Source organism: Peterkaempfera griseoplana (assembly GCF_001418575.1).
In the GTDB taxonomy this organism is placed as follows: Bacteria; Actinomycetota; Actinomycetes; order Streptomycetales; family Streptomycetaceae; genus Peterkaempfera; species Peterkaempfera griseoplana.
Genome location: NZ_LIQR01000371.1, coordinates 1 through 19986, shown reverse-complemented (window position 1 = coordinate 19986; position 19986 = coordinate 1). Strand labels below are relative to the sequence as shown.

At 70.8% G+C, this 19986-nt stretch carries 12 protein-coding genes and 1 pseudogene; 10 read left to right on the top strand and 3 right to left on the bottom strand.

Annotated elements, in window-relative coordinates; translation table 11 throughout:
- Positions 1-7: 7 nt before the first annotated feature.
- Both AOK09_RS26170 and eccCa read right to left on the bottom strand, forming a co-directional pair.
- Positions 8-1420: an APC family permease gene (locus AOK09_RS26170; protein ID WP_055589713.1), complete on the bottom strand. Its 1413-nt coding sequence runs from the start codon at positions 1418-1420 to the stop codon at positions 8-10.
- A gap of 549 nt (positions 1421-1969) precedes the next feature.
- The gene (gene eccCa, locus AOK09_RS26165; protein WP_055589712.1) at positions 1970-5917 is read right to left on the bottom strand and encodes a type VII secretion protein EccCa; all 3948 of its coding nucleotides are present in this window, start codon (positions 5915-5917) and stop codon (positions 1970-1972) included.
- 589 nt (positions 5918-6506) lie between these two features.
- Between eccCa and eccD the strand changes: the two genes are divergently transcribed.
- The 6 genes from eccD (at position 6507) to AOK09_RS26135 (ending at position 13847) form a co-directional block, all read left to right on the top strand.
- The gene (gene eccD / locus AOK09_RS26160; protein ID WP_055589711.1) at positions 6507-7973 is read left to right on the top strand and encodes a type VII secretion integral membrane protein EccD; all 1467 of its coding nucleotides are present in this window, start codon (positions 6507-6509) and stop codon (positions 7971-7973) included.
- A 223-nt stretch (positions 7974-8196) separates the two neighbouring features.
- The gene (rpsO, locus tag AOK09_RS26155) at positions 8197-8487 is read left to right on the top strand and encodes a 30S ribosomal protein S15 (RefSeq protein WP_055589710.1); all 291 of its coding nucleotides are present in this window, start codon (positions 8197-8199) and stop codon (positions 8485-8487) included.
- A 431-nt stretch (positions 8488-8918) separates the two neighbouring features.
- The gene (locus AOK09_RS26150; protein ID WP_055589709.1) at positions 8919-11123 is read left to right on the top strand and encodes a polyribonucleotide nucleotidyltransferase; all 2205 of its coding nucleotides are present in this window, start codon (positions 8919-8921) and stop codon (positions 11121-11123) included.
- Between the two features lie 101 nt (positions 11124-11224).
- The gene (locus AOK09_RS26145; protein WP_055589708.1) at positions 11225-12583 is read left to right on the top strand and encodes a M16 family metallopeptidase; all 1359 of its coding nucleotides are present in this window, start codon (positions 11225-11227) and stop codon (positions 12581-12583) included.
- A 60-nt stretch (positions 12584-12643) separates the two neighbouring features.
- A complete protein-coding gene (gene dapB, locus AOK09_RS26140) occupies positions 12644-13399 on the top strand; it encodes a 4-hydroxy-tetrahydrodipicolinate reductase (protein ID WP_055589707.1) in 756 nt (251 codons plus the stop codon).
- A gap of 7 nt (positions 13400-13406) precedes the next feature.
- Entirely contained in the window at positions 13407-13847 is a 441-nt protein-coding gene (locus AOK09_RS26135) for a tetratricopeptide repeat protein (protein WP_055589706.1), read from the top strand.
- A 121-nt stretch (positions 13848-13968) separates the two neighbouring features.
- On the opposite strand, the gene AOK09_RS26130 is transcribed toward AOK09_RS26135, so the two are convergent.
- Positions 13969-14577: a GNAT family N-acetyltransferase gene (locus AOK09_RS26130; RefSeq protein ID WP_055589705.1), complete on the bottom strand. Its 609-nt coding sequence runs from the start codon at positions 14575-14577 to the stop codon at positions 13969-13971.
- Positions 14578-14719: 142 nt separating this feature from the next.
- Between AOK09_RS26130 and AOK09_RS42495 the strand changes: the two are divergent.
- From AOK09_RS42495 to AOK09_RS26115, 4 genes and pseudogenes are all read left to right on the top strand, one after another.
- A pseudogene (locus AOK09_RS42495) lies at positions 14720-15004 on the top strand (FAD-dependent thymidylate synthase); the annotation flags it as partial.
- Positions 15005-15100: 96 nt separating this feature from the next.
- The gene (thyX, locus tag AOK09_RS42490) at positions 15101-16363 is read left to right on the top strand and encodes an FAD-dependent thymidylate synthase (protein ID WP_265736742.1); all 1263 of its coding nucleotides are present in this window, start codon (positions 15101-15103) and stop codon (positions 16361-16363) included.
- Positions 16364-16645: 282 nt separating this feature from the next.
- Positions 16646-17545: a 4-hydroxy-tetrahydrodipicolinate synthase gene (gene dapA, locus AOK09_RS26120; RefSeq protein WP_055589703.1), complete on the top strand. Its 900-nt coding sequence runs from the start codon at positions 16646-16648 to the stop codon at positions 17543-17545.
- 221 nt (positions 17546-17766) lie between these two features.
- Positions 17767-19452 carry a ribonuclease J gene (locus AOK09_RS26115; RefSeq protein WP_055589702.1) on the top strand — a complete coding sequence of 562 codons (1686 nt, stop codon included), beginning with the start codon at positions 17767-17769 and terminating at the stop codon, positions 19450-19452.
- Positions 19453-19986: the final 534 nt, after the last annotated feature.

Genomic DNA, 19986 nt, shown 5'->3' with positions numbered 1-19986 from the left:
GCCGGGCTCAGACCTGCTGGTCCTCGGGCAGAGTGATCACCCAGTGGGTCTCCTGCCGGGGCCGCAGATAGAAGGCCCAGTAGAGCGCGGCGACGGCCACGATCCCACCGGTGACCAGCAGGTCCTGGACGGTCTGCTGCCAGAGCACATACGCCAGCACCACGATCAGCAGCACCGGGACGGCCGGCCACAGCGGCATCCGCCAGGCGGGGACGTCCTTGTGCCGGTTGCGGCGGGCGAAGAGCGCGGCCACGGCGACCAGGATGTACATCCCGGTGACCGCGACGCCGGTGATGCCGCTCAGGGCCTCGACGGGCACGTAGCACAGGACGGCGCCCGGCACGCCGACGGCCAGGGTGGCGACCCAGGGGGAGCCGAACCGGCCGATGGTGGAGAAGGCCCGGTTGACCGGGTCCGGCCAGGCCCGGTCGCGGGCGGAGGCGAAGAGCACCCGGGAGTTCTGGATGACCATCACGATGCCCGCGTTGATGATCGCCAGGGCGATGCAGAGGCTGATGAAGGTGCCCACCGCGGAGCTGCTCCACGCGGTGACCATGCCGGCGATGTCACCGTCGGCCAGGGCCTTCAGGTCGGGGGCGCCCACGGTGATGGCCGCCACCGGGAGGAGGATCACCGCGGAGGAGATCGCCAGCGTCCACAGCACCGTACGGGCGACGTTGCGCCGCGGGTTCTCCAGCTCCTCGGAGAGGTAGACGGCGGTGCTGAAGCCCTGGGTGACGAAGAGCGCGATGGCCAGGCCCGTGACGATGGCGCTGACGGACACCGCGGTGGTGGCGCCGCCGGAGCCGGCGGTGACGCCGTGCAGCAGGCTGGAGGCGCCCCGCTCGCTGTGGGCGAAGCCCAGCACGGCGACCACGGCCGCCGCGATGACCTCCAGCACCAGGAAGATGCCGGTGATCCAGGCGTTGGCCCGCAGGTCCAGCAGACCGGCCAGGGTCGCCAGCAGCATCACCAGGGCGCCCGCCAGGGGCGTGCTGATGTGCACGATCGGCGCCAGGTAGTCGGCGGTGCCCAGGGCGATGATCGGGGGCACGATCATGACCACGATCAGCGACAGGATGAAGACCACCCAGCCGGTCAGACGCCCCGAGAGGGTGCCGACCATCGCGTACTCGCCGCCGGCGCTGGGGATCAGGGTGCCCAGTTCCGAGTAGCAGAAGGCGACCGCGATGCAGAGCACCGAGCCGATGGCGATGGTGAGGGCGGTGGCGGTGCCGAGGTCCGCGAAGAGGTCCGGCACGATCACGAAGAGGGACGAGGCGGGGGTCACACAGGAGAGCGTGAGCAGCGTGCCGCCCACCACGCCGATGGAGCGGGTGAGCTTCTTGGTGCCGCCCGCCGCGGCCGGCTGCGCGTCCGCGGGGACGCCGGCGCGCGGAGGGTGGAGCGTGTCGGTCATGGAGGTTCCGATCGTGTCGCGGGCCTTCTGGGAGCGGTATCGCCTCCGGTGCTCGATGAGGGTCTGAGTGGGTCGCTCCCTGGCCGAATGAAACCTTTGACGAATCCTTAGCGTCAAGCGTCTCTTTGCAACGAAATCCGTATGACGAGCAGCGTGTGACCAATGATCTGATGGGTGGTCACACTTATTGTGATGTATGTCCCATTTGCGATTGACCTTGGATTCAATTAGATGATCATGATAGAGGTATTGAATACAAGGCATCTGTACGGTTACAGCATGTGAACAAAGGGAGCGCAGCTCAGCCGGCGGCCCGGCCCCCGCCATGGGCCGGCGACCACGGGAACCGCAGCCGGCACCGCCCCGCGCCCTGCAAAGCGTTACCAACCCGACTCCGGCCCCCACCCGCGGTCCGGGCTTCGAGACATCCCCGAGCCCACCGAAGGCTCCAACGGCGGAGGCTCCAACGGCGGAGGCCCCAACGGCGGAGGGCCGGGGCAGGCGCTGCGCGCCCGCCCCGGCCCTCCGGGGTCCGTCCCACGGCTCCCGTCAGTGCGACGGCAGCCAGCCCGTCTGCACCATCTGGCCGGAGCCGATCCGGCGGGAGACGAAGACGCCCCGGCCCGGCGGCAGCGGCTGCGGCTTCACCGTGCCCAGCAGGGCCCCCTCGTCCTTGCTGCCGGAGAGCACCACGCCCTGGGCGCCCAGCTCCTTCATCCGCTGCATCACCGGCTCGAACATCGCCCGCCCCGCGCCTCCGGCGCTGCGCGCGATGATCATCCTCAGGCCGATGTCCCGGGCGAACGGCAGGAACTCCACCAGGGGCTGCAGCGGGTTGCCGGACGAGGTCGCGACCAGCTCGTAGTCGTCGACGATCACGAACATGTCCTTGCCCGTGTACCAGTTGCGCGCCCGCAGCTGCTCCGGGGTGACGTCCGGGCCGGGCAGGCGCCGGGCGCAGGAGCCGCGCAGCAGCTCGACGATCTGCTGCAGGGCCGGCTGCGCGGCCGAGTACTCCACCAGATGGCCCTGCGGCACGGTGCCCAGCAGGGCGCGGCGGTAGTCGGCGACCACGATGCCGGCCTCCTCCGGGGTGTAGCGCTCGGTGATCTGCTTGATCAGCATCCGCAGCACCGCGGACTTGCCCGACTCGCTCTCACCGAAGACCACGAACAGCGGGTCGGTCTCGAAGTTGACGAAGACCGGCGACAGCTCGATCTCGTCCACACCGAAGGCCACACCGCGGTCGGGGAACTCGAACCCCTTGGGCAGCTGCTCGGCCGGCAGCACGGTCGGCAGCATCCGCACCTGCGGCGCGCGCTGCCCGCTCCAGGCCGCGTCCACGGACTGCACCAGCTGTGCGACGCCGTCCTGCAGGTCCTCCACCGAGGAGGAGCCGTCCAGCCGCGGCAGACCGCCCAGGAAGTGCAGCTTCTCGGCGGTGAGACCGCGGCCGGGGGCACCGGCCGGGACGTTCTGCGCGACCTTGCGGTCGATCTCGGACTCCATGGAGTCACCGAGCTTGAGCTCGATCCGGTTCTGCAGCAGGTCCTTCAGCGCCGGCCGCACCTCGGCGTACCGGGAGGCGGTGAGCACCAGGTGGATGCCGTAGCCCAGACCGCGCTGGGCGATGTCCGCGACCACCGGCTCCAGCAGCTCGAACTCCTGCTTGAAGGTGAGCCAGCCGTCGATCATCAGGAAGACGTCGCCGAACTGCTCGCCGGGCAGCGCCCCCTGGGCACGCCGGGTGCGGTAGGTGCCGATGGAGTCGATGCCCTGGGCGCGGAAGAGCTCCTCACGCCGGTTGAGCACCCCGTGCACCTCGCTCACCATCCGGCGCACCTTCTCGGCGTCCAGCCGGCCCGCGACACCGCCGACATGCGGCAGCCCCTCCAGGCCGATCATGCCGCCGCCGCCGAAGTCCAGGCAGTAGAACTGCACCTCGGCGGGGGTGTGGGTGAGGCCGAAGCCGGCGACCATGGTCCGCATCAGCGTCGACTTGCCGGACCGCGGACCACCGACCACCATGCCGTGACCGGCCGCGCCGGAGAAGTCCTGGTACATCACGTCGCGGCGCTGCTCGAACGGCTTGTCCACGATGCCGACCGGCACCACCAGGCGGCCCAGCGCCCCGTACTCGGGGGCCGTCAGCCCGCGCTCGGTGGTGGCCTGCAGCGGCGGCAGCAGCTGGTCCATGCTGGGCGCCTCGTCCAGCGGCGGCAGCCACACCTGGTGCGCCGCCGGGCCCTGGCCGATCATCCGCTGCACGATCACATCAAGCACCGTGTCGACCAGCGCGTCGTCCTCGCGCTGCGGCTCCGGCTCGCTCTCGGTCACCTGGGTCTCGATCACCGGGACCTCGGCCGCGGTGAAGAGCACCGGCTGCCGGCTGGAGACCCGGCCGGTGGACCGCACCTGCCCGGCCGGGCGGTACGGGCCGGAGACGTAGGCCGCCTTGAAGCGGTCCATCACGTCGGTGCCGAACTTGAGGTAGCCCACACCCGGCACCGGCGGCAGGTGGTACGCGTCCGGCACACCCAGCGCCGCCCGCGACTCCGCCGCCGAGAAGGTCCGCAGACCGATCCGGTACGAGAGGTAGGTGTCCAGACCGCGCAGCCGGCCCTCCTCCAGCCGCTGCGAGGCCAGCAGCAGGTGCACACCCAGCGAACGGCCGATCCGGCCGATCTGGATGAACATCTCGATGAAGTCGGGCTTGGCGGTCAGCAGTTCGCTGAACTCGTCGATGATCAGCACCAGCGACGGCAGCGGGTCGAGTGCGGCGCCGGCGGCCCGGGCCCGCTCGTACTCGTTGAGGTTGGCGTAGTTGCCCGCGGAGCGCAGCAGCTCCTGGCGGCGGTTGAGCTCACCGGTGATCGCGTCGCGCATGCGGTCGACCAGGGTGAGTTCCTCGGCCAGGTTGGTGATCACCGCGGAGGTGTGCGGCATCTCCGCCATACCGGCGAAGGTGGCACCACCCTTGAAGTCGGCGAGCACGAAGTTGAGGACCTCGGAGGAGTGGGTCATCGCCAGACCCAGCACCAGGGTGCGCAGCAGCTCCGACTTGCCGGAACCGGTGGCGCCGACGCACAGGCCGTGCGGGCCCATGCCCTCCAGCGCGGCCTCCTTGATGTCCAGCATCACCGGCTCGCCGTTGGCGCCCAGACCGATCGGCACCCGCAGCTTCTCGTGCGAGGCGCGCGGCCGCCAGGTGCGGGAGATGTCGATCGACCCCGCGTCGCCGACGCCCATCAGATCGGTGAAGTCCAGGTTGGACAGCAGCGGCTCGTCGTCGCCGCCGGCCGAGATCCGGTACGGGGCCAACTGACGGGCCAGCGCCTCGGACTGCCAGGCGGAGAGGGTGTCCGGGGTGCCGCTGTACGCGGCGCCGGACGCCGACTGCAGCAGCAGCTCCTCGGGGTTCACCGTGATCACCAGGGAACCGGACAGCTCGTCCAGGTCGCCGGGGACCACCTCGATGATGGTGACACCCTGCAGGCCCTCGGCACCGGCCAGCACCGAGTCGTGCGGCACCGAGGCGCCGTCCACCACCACCACGACATGCGGCTGGTCCGGGCTGGGCTGGGAGTCGCGGTGGAAGCGCGGCCGGCCGGACAGCTCGTCGTCCAGCAGCTCCTCCAGCTCGCCGAGACCGGTGGCGATCAGCCTGCGGCTGCCCGCGCCGTCGCTCTCCTTGCGGTGCTGGGTGTGCGGCAGCCACTTGGCCCACTCCCACTCCTCCACCGACCCGGGGGCCGCGGCGATGCCGACCACCAGGTCGTCGGGGGAGTGCAGGGTCGTCAGCTGGGCCAGCATCGCCCGCACCGTGCCGTAGACGGTGTCCGGGTCGCCGCAGACGGTGATGTGGTAAAACGCCCGCAGCGAGACCGCCAGCGGCAGCTCCTGCAGGGTGCCGTGGGAGGACAGGAAGGTCCGCATCGCCTCGGCGGTCAGCGGCTCCAGTTCGTCCATCGGGGCCGTCTGCGGCGCCACCAGTGGAGTGGCCAGTTGCTGTGGGCCCCGGCCCAGCCGGATCTGCCCGAAGTCGGGATCGCCGGTCCGCCGCTCCCACAGCCGTCGCCCCTCGGCGACGATCGACCACAACTGGTCGGGCTCCGGGTGCAGATAGAGCTGGGCGCCGCGCTGCTTCTCCGCGGTGCGGCGCACCTGGCGGCGCATCTGGGCCAGGTACTTGAGGTAGTCGCGGCGCTCGTCCGACATCGCGGAGCCGCCGCCCTTGCGGGCCCTGACCATCTGGGCCACACCCATGCCCGCGGTGGAGGCCACCATCAGGATGCCCATGATCTTCATGGTCCCGCCGGCGTTGGGCATGAAGAAGAACGCCGCGGAGCCGCCCATGCCGAGCAGGGGCAGCAGGTTCATCATCCAGTCGTCATTGCCGGTGCGGGGCAGCTCCGGCGGCGACTCCAACTGCACCGGCTCGTCCGGTACGGGGGGCGGATACGCCCTCGCCGGCCGCTTGACGGTCACCACGCTCACTCGGCACCAGCCCTCACGCACGCTGTCGATCGTGTCGCTTCGTCGATTCGCCGAACAGGCCGGCAACCGCACAGCGGTGCGTACCCGGTCGGTCCGGGGCGAGAGCCCCCGTGGCCCCCTCCACCGACCGCAGGGAACCGGGGGTCCGCCGTGGCCGCCCCCGCGCACCCTGCGCAGGGGCCGATCCTACTGGTACCTGACAAGGGTCCAGGAACCCCCGTCCCCCACGGGATTCCGCCTGACCGGCCGTCAGCCCGTCGACGGCGGCGCCCGGGGGCGTCCGCACCTCCCGGCAGCCGTCCCCCGCACGGCACCGACCGGCGCCGGACCAGGCCGGGACCCGTCCGGTGGGCCGCCGCGTCAACCCCTGCCGGGCGCAACGGCGGTGTCCCCGCATCGGCCGGCCACCGCCGCCAACTCCCCACCGCCCCGGGGTGCGGGGCGCACGGTGCGGCACCGTGTTCGGTAGGGTGTCCGCGCGCCGGTCCTGCCCGGACGCGGTCATCATCCGGGCGGGGCGAGCGCGATGGGCAGGGGGCCGACCAGGTTCCCCTACAGATCCCGTACACGAAAACAAGGGGGAGAACCGGTGAGCGCCAGCGCAACGACCGGATTCTGCCGGGTCACCGTCGTCGCCCCGGACAGCCGGATCGACGTCGCACTACCGGAGGACGTACCGCTCGCGGACGTCTACCCGGAGGTGCTGCGGCTGTCCGGCCAGACCCAGCACGAGGGGGCACCGACCGGGTTCCACCTGGTGCGCCGCGACGGCACCGTGCTCGACAGCGGACTGCCGCTGGCAGCCCAGCAGGTGCGCGACGGCGATCTGCTGTCGCTGCGTCCGTTCGCCGAGTCGCTGCCGCCCGCGGTCTACGACGACGTGGCGGACGCCATCGCCACCGCCGTGGAGGCGGACCGGCGCTTCTGGGGTCCCGAGCTGATGCGCACCTCCGGCCTGACCGGTGCGGTGCTGCTGCTCACCCTGATGGGCTTCGCCCTCTGGTTCTCCGATCTGATGCACGACATGCACAGCCTCCCCGGCGTCGTCGCCGGGGTCACCGCGGTGGTGCTGGTCGCCTTCGCGGGCGTACGGGCCCGGGTCTACGCCGACCACAACGCGGCGCTGGCACTCGGCCTGGCCGCGCTGCCGCACGCACTCATCGCCGGCTCCGGCATCATGCCGGTCGACCATCCCGGCCACCTGGTCGGCGGCGGCCCCGGCCGGCTGCAGTTCCTGGTCGCCTGCGTCACCATGCTGGTGGTCTCGGTACTGCTCGTCGGCCTGCTGCCGGAGAAGGACTCGGTCTTCGTCGGATCGGCCTTCGTGGCCGGCGCCGGAACCTTCGCCACCTTCGCCGCCGTGGCCATGGAGCACACCTCCGCCAGCGAGATCGCCGCCGTCACCGGCGCCGCCGCGGTGGCCGTGATCGGCTTCCTGCCCGCCCTCTCCTCCCGCTTCGCCCGGCTGCCGGTGGGCTTCCACGCACCCGGCCAGACCGCGGGCCGCGAGCGCTCCGGAGACCCGGCGGCCGACCGTGAGGCCCTGGAGTACGAGCGGATCGCCGCCCAGGCACGGCGCGGCCACGAGGTCCTGGTGGGCCTGGTCGGCGGCAGCGCCGCGGTGGTCGTCGGAGCCTGCACCGTGCTCGGCTTCAGCAAGGGCATGTGGCCCGAGGTGCTCGCCCTGGTGCTGGGTGTCGCCACCATGCTCCGCGCCCGCCTCTTCCGCTACTCCGCGCAGGTCTTCTGCCTGGTGGTGGCGGGCCTGGTCGGGCTGGCCCTGCTGATCCTCGGGCTGGCGCTGCACACCCCCGAGTTCATCCTCTCGGTGCAGGCCGGCCCCGAGGCCGACATCCGTACCGTCTGGCTCTCCGCCGCCATCGCCGCCGGCGCCGCCGTGCTGGTGGCCGTGGCCCTGGTCGTCCCGCGACTGGGCGTGTCCCCCTTCTGGGGCCGGGTGCTGGATCTGGTCGACAGCCTGGTGCTGGTCTCCCTGGTGCCGCTCACCCTCGCGGTGCTGGACATCTACGCGTCCGTCCGGGGCGTCACCGGCTGACCCGCCCCGCAGCTCCCCCGGTGCCCGCCGACCGCCCGGTCGGCGGGCACTGGTACGCTTGGTCACCGATCGTGTTGCATCCTGCCCGGACACCCGGAGCCGGGGCGCCCCGGTCGAAGGCATGACGCACCACCCCGAGCACCACCTCTGCACCAAGCCGAGTTCCGCAAGGCGCCTGTGAAGAAGACCAGGACCACTCGGCCCACCACTCGAAGGAGTTGCTGTGGCTCTCGACGCCGCCGTCAAGAAGCAGATCATGTCCGAGTTCGGCACCAAGGAGGGCGACACCGGCTCCCCCGAGGTCCAGGTCGCGATGCTCACCCGTCGGATCTCCGACCTGACCGAGCACCTCAAGCTGCACAAGCACGACCACCACTCCCGCCGGGGTCTGCTGCTCCTGGTCGGCCAGCGCCGCCGCCTGCTGCAGTACCTGGCCAAGAAGGACATCGAGCGCTTCCGTACGCTCGTCGACCGCCTGGGCATCCGCCGTGGTGCCGCCGGCGGCGCCAAGTAGTACACCGCCAGGGGGCGGCTCCCTTCGAGGGAAGCCGCCCCCTCGCGCATCCCGGGCCGGGAGGCCCGGCGAGGCGCGCCGCACCAAGCCGGAGTTCCCGGTCCGCAAGCGTGGCAAAGGCCCCGTTTGTAGGGTGTGGATTTGTAGGGTGAAGGGAACGCCCCGTGGTGGCGCCGCACACGGCGCCGACGGGAACCCCGACACCATGCGGGCTTGCAGGCCTCAAACGGAGGCCGCCCGCACCCAGGGGAGCGTCCACCACGCGACCGCCGACTCGGTGCCACCAGGCGCCGGTCCTCGGTAGTGGCCGCCGGGCGGCACAAGCCGCAGCCCGGAGGCTTCGATCGAAGACCGGCCCGGCCGGGGCCGGAGCGGAGCACTGCGCAGGGACGCTCCACCAGGGACGTTCGCATAAAGAGGAGATCTTCCTGGTGGAAGAGAACGTGCACTACGCCGAAGCCGTCATCGACAATGGCACCTTCGGCACCCGTACCATCCGCTTCGAGACGGGCCGCCTCGCCCGTCAGGCCGCCGGCTCGGCCGTCGCCTACCTCGACGACGAGACCATGGTCCTGTCGGCGACCACCGCCTCGAAGCAGCCCAAGGAGCACTTCGACTTCTTCCCCCTCACGGTGGACGTCGAGGAGCGGATGTACGCCGCCGGGCGGATCCCCGGCTCCTTCTTCCGGCGCGAGGGCCGCCCCTCCGAGGACGCGATCCTCACCTGCCGGCTGATCGACCGCCCGCTGCGCCCCTCCTTCGTCAAGGGCCTGCGCAACGAGATCCAGGTCGTCTGCACCGTCATGGCGCTGGACCCGACCCACCTCTACGACGTGGTCGCGATCAACGCCGCCTCCGCCTCCACCCAGCTGGCGGGCCTGCCGTTCTCCGGCCCGATCGGCGGCGTCCGCGTGGCGCTGATCAAGGGCCAGTGGGTCGCCTTCCCGACCCACCCGGAGCTCGAGGAGGCCGTCTTCGACATGGTCGTCGCCGGCCGTGTCCTGGACGACGGCGACGTCGCGATCATGATGGTCGAGGCCGAGGCCACCGACAAGACCATCAAGCTGGTCGAGGGCGGCGCCGAGGCGCCGACCGAGGAGATCGTGGCGGCGGGCCTGGAGGCCTCCAAGCCCTTCATCAAGGTCCTCTGCAAGGCCCAGTCGGACCTCGCCGCCCGGGCCGCCAAGCCCACCGGCGAGTTCCCGGTCTTCCTGGACTACCAGGACGACGTCCTGGAGGCGCTCACCGCCGCCGTCCGCGACGAGCTGGCGCAGGCCCTCACCATCGCCGGCAAGCAGGCCCGCGAGGCCGAGCTGGACCGCGTCAAGGCGCTGGCCGGCGAGAAGCTGCTGCCCGAGTTCGAGGGCCGCGAGAAGGAGATCTCCGCCGCGTACCGCGCGCTGACCAAGAAGCTGGTCCGCGAGCGCGTCATCAAGGAGAAGGTCCGCATCGACGGCCGCGGTGTCACCGACATCCGCACCCTGGCCGCCGAGGTCGAGGCCATCCCGCGGGTCCACGGCTCCGCCCTCTTCGAGCGCGGCGAGACCCAGATCCTCGGCGTCACCACGCTGAACATGCTCCGCATGGAGCAGCAGCTGGACACGCTGGCGCCGGAGACCCGCAAGCGCTACATGCACAACTACAACTTCCCGCCGTACTCCGTGGGCGAGACCGGCCGCGTGGGCTCCCCCAAGCGCCGCGAGATCGGCCACGGCGCGCTGGCGGAGCGGGCGCTCATCCCGGTGCTGCCGACCCGCGAGGAGTTCCCCTACGCCATCCGCCAGGTCTCCGAGGCGCTGGGCTCCAACGGCTCCACCTCGATGGGCTCGGTCTGCGCCTCCACCATGTCGCTGCTGAACGCCGGTGTGCCGCTGAAGGCCCCCGTCGCCGGTATCGCCATGGGCCTGATCTCCCAGGAGATCGACGGCGAGACCCACTATGTGACGCTGACCGACATCCTCGGTGCCGAGGACGCCTTCGGCGACATGGACTTCAAGGTCGCCGGCACCCGGAAGTTCGTCACCGCGCTGCAGCTGGACACCAAGCTCGACGGCATCCCCGCCTCGGTGCTGGCCGCCGCGCTCAAGCAGGCCCGCGAGGCCCGGCTGCACATCCTGGACGTCATGGGCGAGGCCATCGACACCCCGGACGAGATGTCGCCGAACGCGCCGCGGATCATCACCATCAAGATCCCGGTGGACAAGATCGGTGAGGTCATCGGCCCCAAGGGCAAGATGATCAACCAGATCCAGGAGGACACCGGCGCGGACATCACCATCGAGGACGACGGCACCATCTACATCGGTGCGGTCGACGGCCCCTCGGCGGAGGCTGCCCGTACGACGATCAACCAGATCGCCAACCCGACCATGCCGGAGGTCGGCGAGCGCTACCTGGGCACCGTGGTGAAGACCACGACGTTCGGCGCGTTCGTGTCGCTGATGCCGGGCAAGGACGGCCTGCTGCACATCTCGCAGCTGCGCAAGCTCTCCGGCGGCAAGCGCGTGGAGAACGTCGAGGACGTCGTCCAGGTCGGCGCCAAGGTCCAGGTCGAGATCGCCGAGATCGACCCCCGTGGCAAGCTCTCCCTCATCCCCGTCATCGAGGGCGAGGGCGACGAGGCCGCCGGCTCCTGACCCGGCCCCGGGCCGAGCCCGACCCACGGCCCGCCCCTCCCGTCCCGTACGGGAGGGGCGGGCCGCACCCTGTACCACCCACTGCTCCTGGAGGTCCCACCGTGGCTCAGGTCTCGGCGGCGCACCAGCGCCCCGGTACGACCCGCACCCTGCTCAAGGGGGTGGACGGCGCCGGAACCGTACGCCGCACCGTGCTTCCCGGTGGCCTGCGCATCGTCACCGAGACCCTGCCGACGGTGCGCTCCGCCACCTTCGGCATCTGGGTGGGCGTGGGCTCGCGGGACGAGACCCCCGTCCTCAACGGGGCCACCCACTACCTGGAGCACCTGCTCTTCAAGGGCACCGAGCGGCGCTCCGCCCTGGACATCTCCTCCGCGCTGGACGCGGTCGGCGGCGAGATGAACGCCTTCACCGCCAAGGAGAACACCTGCTACTACGCCCGGGTCCTGGACACCGACCTGCCGCTGGCCATCGACGTGGTCTGCGACATGCTCACCGGGTCGCTCATCCGCGAGGAGGACGTCGACGCCGAGCGCGGTGTCATCCTCGAGGAGATCGCCATGACCGAGGACGACCCCGGCGACGTCGTCCATGACCTCTTCTCCCAGGTCCTGTACGGCAACTCACCGCTCGGCCGCCCGGTGCTCGGCACCGTCGAGACCATCAACGCCCTCACCCGCGACCAGATCGCCGGCTTCTACCGCCGCCGCTACCGGCCGGAGAACCTGGTGGTCGCCGCCGCCGGCAACATCGACCACACCAAGGTCGTCCGCCAGGTCCAGCGGGCCTTCCAGACCGCGGACGCCCTCGGCCGCGAGGACGTCCGCCCCTCCGAGCCGCGCGGCGGCAGCCGCGCCCTGCGCACCGCCGGCCGCGTCGAGGTGCTCAACCGCCCCACCGAGCAGGCGCACCTCGTCCTCGGCCTGCCCGGCGTCGCCCGGCGCGACGAGCGCCGCTGGGCGCTGGGGGTGCTCAACTCCGCCCTCGGCGGCGGTATGAGCTCCCGGCTCTTCCAGGAGGTCCGCGAGAAGCGCGGCCTGGCCTACTCCGTCTACTCCTACTCCACCTCCTACGCCGACAGCGGCATGTTCGGCATCTATGCCGGCTGCCAGCCCAAGCGGGTCGAGGAGGTGCTGAAGATCTGCCGCGAGGAGCTGGAGCGGGTCGCCGAGCACGGCATCACCGAGGAGGAGCTGCGCCGCTCCATCGGCCAGATCGCCGGGTCCACCGTGCTGGGCATGGAGGACACGGGCTCGCTGATGAACAAGATCGGCAAGGCCGAACTCTGCTACGGCACCCATCTGTCGGTCGACGAACTCCTCGGCAAGATCCGCGCGGTGACCGTCGACGACGTACGCGAGATCGCCCATGACGTCCTGGGTGCGCACCGCCCCTCCCTCGCCGTGATAGGACCGGTGGGCGACAAGCGTGCCGCCAGGCTCACCGAAGCGGTCGCCTGACCGCCGCACCGCACCGGCTGAACCGTCGCGCCGCACCGCACCGGCTGAAAGGAAGCACCCATGACCGCGCCCCTGCGAGTGGCCGTCCTCGGAGCGAAGGGCCGCATCGGCTCCGAGGCCTGCCGCGCCGTCGAGGCCGCCGACGACCTGGAGCTGGTCGCCGCCCTCGGCCGCGACGACAAGCTCGACGCACTGGTGGAGACCGGAGCCCAGGTCGCCGTGGACCTCACCCACCCCGACGCGGTGATGGGCAACCTGGAGTTCTGCGTCTCCCAGGGCATCCACGCGGTCGTCGGCACCACCGGCTGGACCGAGGAGCGCTTCGCCACGCTGCGCGGCCTGCTCACCGCCTCGCCGGCCACCGGAGTGCTGATCGCCCCCAACTTCTCCATCGGCGCGGTCCTCACCATGCGCTTCGCGGAGCAGGCCGCCCGCTTCTTCGAGTCGGTCGAGGTGGTGGAGCTGCACCACAACCGCAAGGCCGACGCCCCCAGCGGCACCGCCACCCGCACCGCCCAGCTGATCGCCGCCGCCCGCGACCGGGCCGGCGTCGCCCCCCAGCAGGACCCCACCACCCACGCCCTGGAGGGCGCCCGCGGCGCCACCGTGGACGGGGTGCCCGTCCACTCCGTCCGGCTGCGCGGACTCCTGGCCCACCAGGAGGTGCTCTTCGGCGACCTCGGCGAGACCCTGACGATCCGTCATGACTCGCTGCACCACAGCTGCTTCATGCCGGGCATCCTGCTCGGCGTGCGCAGGATCCCCACCGCTCCGGGCCTCACCGTGGGCCTGGAGCACTTCATGGACCTGGACTGAACCGATCATGAAGTCCCGCACCGGATTCTTCGTCCTGGCCGCCGTACTGCTCTTCGTCTTCGCGGTGGTGGTCTTCGAGGGCGTCCAGCTGATCGCCACCGGCAAGCCCGCCGGGATCGGCATCGGCGTCTGCGCCATGGTCATCCCGGCCATCGGCGTCTGGTTCCTCTGGCACACCGTGCAGTTCGGCCGTCGCAGTGAGGCCATGGCACGGGAGCTGGAGGCCGAGGGCGGACTGCCCGTCGACGAGCTGGTGCGCACGCCCGGCGGCCGGATCGACCGCGCCTCCGCCGACGCCGTCTTCGCCCGCCGTCAGGCGCAGGCGGAGGAGTCGCCCGGCGACTGGCGCGTCTGGTTCCGTCTCGCCGTGGCCTACGCGGACGCCGGGGACACCCCGCGCGCCCGCAGGACCATGCAGCACGCCATCCGGCTGCACACCGGCGCCTGACGACCTGGCCGGCGTCCCTCGCCGCACCCGTGGGAGCGGGATGCGGCGAGGGACGGCCGGGCCCGCGCAGGCGGCCGCCGGAAGGGCTCCGTGGCGCTCTGCACAAGCCCTAGCAGGGCACCTAGCAGGGCACCTGGGCCGTGACCGCCCGCAGAGCCGCCGGGGGAGCCGCCACGGCGGCGCCCAGCGACGCCCGGTACTGCAACTCGGGGAGCCGCGCGCCGCCGAGCCTCAGCAGGGTGCGGGAGCCCGTCGCCCGCAGTCCATGGCGTTCGTAGAACGCCCGCGCCCGGGCGTTCTCCTCCAGCACCCAGAGCACCATCGACGGATACCCGTCAGCGGTCAGCCGCCGCCGGGCCTCACCGAGCAGCAGCGCTCCCACACCGGTCGACCAGGCCTCCGGATGCGCATAGAGGGCGTAGAGCTCACCAGGGCGCTCGTCCTCGGCGGGAAGCGGCAGCGCGGGCCGCGCGGCGCCGCACACCGCGAAGGCCACCACCCGCCCGCCGCGCACCGCCACCAGGTGGTGCCGGTCCCGCGGTCGCTCCCGGAAGTGCCTTAAGGCCCTGGTCAGCGCCTCCGGGCCGGCATCCATCGCCCCCAGGTACGCGGGCGGCACGATGCCCCGGTACGCGGCACGCCACCCCGCCGTACGCACCCTCAGCACCTCGGCCATGTCCTCCGGACGGGTGTCACGGACCACAGCCGGGCCGTAGGTCTCCGCGGTCATCTCTGCCTCCCGGGCTCGCGGATCTGCCAAACCGTGCCGAAGAGGATACGAACCCCAGGTGCAGGTGGTTCGCCCGGGTTCGGTCCGCGGCCCGGGATACGCTGGGCGCCGCCCTGACCGCCACCCCGAGGAGGAGCCACCCGTGACCGACGAAGCAGCCCAGGAGCCCCGCTTCCGCGACGATGTCACCGTCGAACTGGTGCGCCATGCCGCCCGCGACAGCGACGTCCTCTGGGCCGCCCGCGTCTCCACGGCCGGCGAGCAGTCGCTGGAGGAGCTCCAGAAGGACCCGGAGCGCTCCAAGGGCCTGATCAACTACCTGATGCGCGACCGCCACGGCACGCCCTTCGAGCACAACTCGATGACCTTCTTCGTCAGCGCGCCGATCTTTGTCTTCCGGGAGTTCCACCGCCATCGCAGCGGCTGGTGCCTCGCGGGCGACACCGAGATCACGCTGGAGAGCGAGGGGGGCCACTTGGCTCGCCGGACCATCAAGGAGCTCCACCGGCTCTGGCACCACGGGATGGAAGACCGGCTGCCGGTGTCCACAGGAGGTGTCACCTGGCACGCGAAGGCGGGCAAGTGGCGCGCCCAGGTACGTCAGCGGGGTGAGAACCATCACCTGGGCTTGTACACGGCGCGCGAGGACGCGGAGCGGGCTGTCGAAAATTTCCGTGAGGAAAATCCCAGCACTCGCCTCCGCAAGCTCGACTCGGTCCGGCACAACCACGTCAGGTGCTACGACGAGCGCACTCTGATCGCTCAGCGCGCCCAGATCCTCGACGTCATGGAATCAGGGGTCAAACAGCTGCTCAAGCTGACGACAGCCTCCGGCAAGGTTCTCCGCTGCAGCAAGGACCACGCGGTCTTCACCCCAGACGGCTGGCGCAAGGCGGGAGAGCTCCAGGCAGGGGACCAGGTCATGGTCGGGGGCACCGCCCCGCGGCCGAGCGAGGCGCTTGTGCCTCCGAGTCTCCGGCGCGGCATCGGCGTGTGGACCTCGATGCAACGCAAACGGCTCATCAAGGAGCAGGACGTCTGCTACCTCTGCTCGCACATGTTCCCGCGCGACGAGCTGGAGCTGGACCACGTCGTACCGGTGGCGATGGATCTGCTGAAGGCGCTCGACGAGCGGAACCTCGCCCCAGCCTGCAAGAACTGCCACGACATGAAGAGCGCCGCCGAGCAGGGCATGGGCAAGCGAGGCGGAAAGATCGCAGTCGCCAAGCCGGACGTCGTTCTCAGCATCGAGGACGACGGCGAGGAGATGACCTACGACCTCTCCGTTGCCGGGCCGTGGCACAACTTCCTGGCCGACGGAGTGGTGGTGCACAACTCGTACAACGAGGAGAGTGGCCGCTACCGCGAGCTGCAGCCGGTCTTCTACGTGCCCGGCGAGGAGCGCAAGCTCGTCCAGCAGGGCCGTCCGGGCAAGTACGAGTTCGTCGCGGGCACCCCGGAGCAGCACAAGACCGTCGGCGCGGCGATGGAGGAGTCCTACCGCCGCTCCTACGAGGCCTACCAGGAGATGCTGGCCGCGGGGGTGGCCCGGGAGGTGGCCCGGGCCGTGCTGCCCGTGGGCCTGTTCAGCTCGATGTACGCGACCTGCAACGCCCGCTCGCTGATGCACTTCCTGTCGCTGCGGACCAAGGACGAGCGCGCCAAGGTGCCCTCGTTCCCGCAGAGGGAGATCGAGATGGTGGCGGAGCGCATGGAGCAGCAGTGGGCCGAGCTGATGCCGCTCACCCATGCGGCCTTCAACGCCCACGGCCGGGTCGCCCCCTGACCTGCGGCGGACCCCGGGGTTGAACCCAGTCGGGTATGTCCGGATTGCGGCACCCCAGCCCCGTACCTACGCTCAAATCACGGATTCCGGTGTCGGCTGAACCCCCGAGCAGGCGGCACCGGAATCCCCGTGGGCAGCCGGTTTTCCCGTAGTTCTTGCGGCGGCCGAGGAGGGTTCCCTGGAACCCTCCGGCCTCCGCCCGTTCCAGGCCGCCCGGGCCGGCGCCCGTGGCAGCCACCCGCCCCGGGCGCCGCCCGGTCCGCTACGAGTAGCGTGGGAACCATGGCTCCGACCTCCACCCCACAGACCCCCTTCGGCCGGGTCCTTACCGCGATGGTGACCCCGTTCACCGTCGACGGCGCCCTTGATCTCGACGGCGCGCAGCGGCTCGCCGTCCACCTCGTCGACGCAGGCAACGACGGCCTCGTCGTCAACGGCACCACCGGCGAGTCGCCGACCACCTCCGACGCCGAGAAGGCCCGACTGGTGCGCGCCGTGGTGGAGGCCGTCGGCGACCGCGCCCATGTGGTGGCCGGCGTCGGCACCAATGACACCCACCACAGCATCGAGCTCGCCCGCCAGGCCGAGACCGCCGGCGCCCACGGCCTGCTCACCGTGACGCCGTACTACAGCAAGCCGCCGCAGGAGGGCCTGGTCCGCCACTTCACCGCGATCGCCGACGCGACCGGCCTGCCGGTGATGCTCTACGACATCCCCGGGCGCAGCGGGGTCCCGCTCTCCCTGGAGACCCTGGTCAGGTTGGGTGAGCACCCCAGGATCGTCGCCAACAAGGACGCCAAGGGGGACCTGTCGGCCGCGAGTTGGGCGATCGCCCGCAGCGGCCTCGCCTGGTACTCCGGCGACGACATGCTCAACCTGCCGCTGCTCTCGGTCGGAGCCGTCGGTTTTGTGAGCGTGGTGGGCCATGTGGTCGCGGGTGAGCTGCGTGCCATGCTGGAGGCCTTCCTGGCGGGCGACCACGGCAAGGCCGTCACCCTGCACCAGAGCCTGCTCCCGGTCTTCACCGGGATGTTCCGCACCCAGGGCGTGATCACCAGCAAGGCGGCGCTCAACCTGCAGGGTCTGCCGGCGGGGCCGCTGCGGCTTCCGCTGGTCGACGCCACCGACGCAGAGATCGAACAGCTCAGGAAGGATCTCGCCGCAGGCGGGGTACACCTCTAGTCAGGAAGACGCAGACGTGCGCGCCCCGGCTCGCCGGTCCCCACCGTCCGTACGGAGGGTGACTGCCGCAGAGCCGGACAGGGGGCGCAAGGCAGTGCACAGAGACCACCCCGGTCGGCGACGGCCGGGAAGCAACCGAAGGAACGAGACTGTTCGCGCGCCATGTGCCGCTCGGGGAACACGCCCCTGGGGCACGTGGCGCGCGTCGTGAGGAGAGACTTTTGAGCCATCCGCACCCGGAACTGGGCCCCCCGCCGAAGCTTCCCGACGGCGCACTGCGTGTGACACCGCTGGGCGGCCTCGGGGAGATCGGCCGCAACATGACGGTGTTCGAGTACGGCGGCCGACTGCTGATCGTCGACTGCGGGGTGCTCTTCCCCGAGGACGAGCAGCCCGGCATCGACCTGATCCTCCCGGACTTCACCAGCATCCGGGACCGCCTCGACGCCGTCGACGGCATCGTCCTCACCCATGGCCACGAGGACCACATCGGCGCGGTGCCCTTCCTGCTCAGGGAGAAGCCGGACATCCCGCTGATCGGTTCCAAGCTGACCCTGGCGCTGATCGAGGCCAAGCTCACCGAGCACCGCATCCGGCCCTACACGCTGGAGGTCAAGGAGGGGCAGCGGGAGCGCATCGGCCCCTTCGACTGCGAGTTCATCGCGGTGAACCACTCCATCCCGGACGCCCTCGCGGTCGCCCTGCGCACCCCCGCCGGCATGGTGGTCTGCACCGGTGACTTCAAGATGGACCAGCTTCCGCTGGACGGCCGGCTCACCGATCTGCCCGCCTTCGCCCGGCTGGCCGAGGAGGGCATCGACCTGCTGCTGGTGGACTCCACCAACGCCGAGGTCCCCGGCTTCATCCCGCACGAGCGGGACATCCTCCCGGTGCTGCGCCAGGTCTTCGACAAGGCGGACCGCCGCATCATCGTGGCCAGCTTCGCCAGCCATGTGCACCGCATCCAGCAGGTGCTGGACGCGGCGCACGAGTTCGGGCGCAAGGTGGCCTTCGTGGGGCGCTCGATGGTCCGCAACATGGGCATCGCCCGCGACCTCGGCTATCTGCGGGTGCCCGGCGGCCTGGTGGTGGACGTCAAGACGCTGGACGACCTCCCGGACGAGGACGTGGTGCTGATCTGCACCGGCTCCCAGGGCGAGCCCATGGCCGCGCTCTCCCGGATGGCCAACCGGGACCACCAGATCCGGATCGTCGAGGGCGACACGGTGGTGCTCGCCTCGTCGCTGATCCCGGGCAACGAGAACGCCGTGTACCGGGTGATCAACGGGCTGACCCGGTGGGGCGCCAATGTGGTCCACAAGGGCAATGCCAAGGTGCATGTCTCCGGCCATGCCTCCGCGGGTGAGCTGCTGTACTTCTTCAACATCTGCCGGCCGCGCAACCTGATGCCGGTCCACGGCGAGTGGCGCCACCTGCGCGCCGCGGCCAACCTCGGCCAGGCCACGGGCATCCCCCGGGAGCGGACCGTGATCGCCGAGGACGGCGTGGTGGTCGACCTGGTCCAGGGTGTCGCCCGGATCACCGGCAAGGTCCAGGCCGGCTATGTCTATGTGGACGGTCTCTCGGTCGGGGACGTCACCGAGACGTCCCTCAAGGACCGCCGGATCCTCGGCGACGAGGGCTTCGTCTCCGTCTTCGTGGTGGTCGACTCCACCAGTGGGAAGGTCGTCGGCGGTCCGCACATCCAGGCCCGCGGCTCGGGTATCGAGGACGCGGCCTTCGGACCGGTGGTGGCCAAGATCGAGGAGGCCCTTGGCCGGGCGGCGCAGGACGGGGTCTCCGAACCGCGGCAGCTGCAGCAGCTGATCCGGCGCGCCATCGGCAAGTGGGTGTCGGACACCTACCGCCGACGCCCGATGATCCTTCCGGTGGTCGTGGAGGTCTGAGCAAGCAGACTCCGTAGGGGAACCGCCCGGCGGACACGTCTGACCAGGCACGATGCCGGGGGCCGGCAGCGGGACGCATCCGCTGCCGGCCCCCGGCACATCGGGGGGCTTCCGGGGTTGACAGCCCCGTGGAAGGTCACTAAAGTTGCGAGAGCTGCCTGTAGAGGGAGCCGGGCGCACGGGACGTGCGGACGGGCCTCCGGGGAGCCGAATCCAGAGATAGACGGACCGACCCGGTGAATTTCGGGGCGGCGGGCTATCGCGGACCCGGAAGCGCGGAAAGACTCGACAGAGAGATCTGATAGAGTCGGAAAGCGCCGAAAGGCCGAAGGAAATGCAGTGAGGAAGTGAAACCCCGCCAGCGGGGGTCGGAAAAGCGGTAAGCGGATCTGATAAGCTGGAGACACGAAGAAGGGAAGCGCCCGGAGGGGCCCGGAAGGGTTTCGATGGAAGCGTCCGTTCCTTGAGAACTCAACAGCGTGCCAAAATTCAACGCCAGATTTTTGAACCCTCTGGGGTTCCTTTGAATGAAGT

What these genes read in the sequence shown, in the direction of transcription:
- AOK09_RS26170 (WP_055589713.1), bottom strand. Translation starts at nt 1,420, where the DNA reads ATGACCGACACGCTCCACCCTCCGCGCGCCGGCGTCCCCGCGGACGCG.
- dapB (WP_055589707.1), top strand. Translation starts at nt 12,644, where the DNA reads ATGACCGCGCCCCTGCGAGTGGCCGTCCTCGGAGCGAAGGGCCGCATC.
- AOK09_RS26135 (WP_055589706.1), top strand. Translation starts at nt 13,407, where the DNA reads ATGAAGTCCCGCACCGGATTCTTCGTCCTGGCCGCCGTACTGCTCTTC.
- AOK09_RS26130 (WP_055589705.1), bottom strand. Translation starts at nt 14,577, where the DNA reads ATGACCGCGGAGACCTACGGCCCGGCTGTGGTCCGTGACACCCGTCCG.
- thyX (WP_265736742.1), top strand. Translation starts at nt 15,101, where the DNA reads ATGGAAGACCGGCTGCCGGTGTCCACAGGAGGTGTCACCTGGCACGCG.
- dapA (WP_055589703.1), top strand. Translation starts at nt 16,646, where the DNA reads ATGGCTCCGACCTCCACCCCACAGACCCCCTTCGGCCGGGTCCTTACC.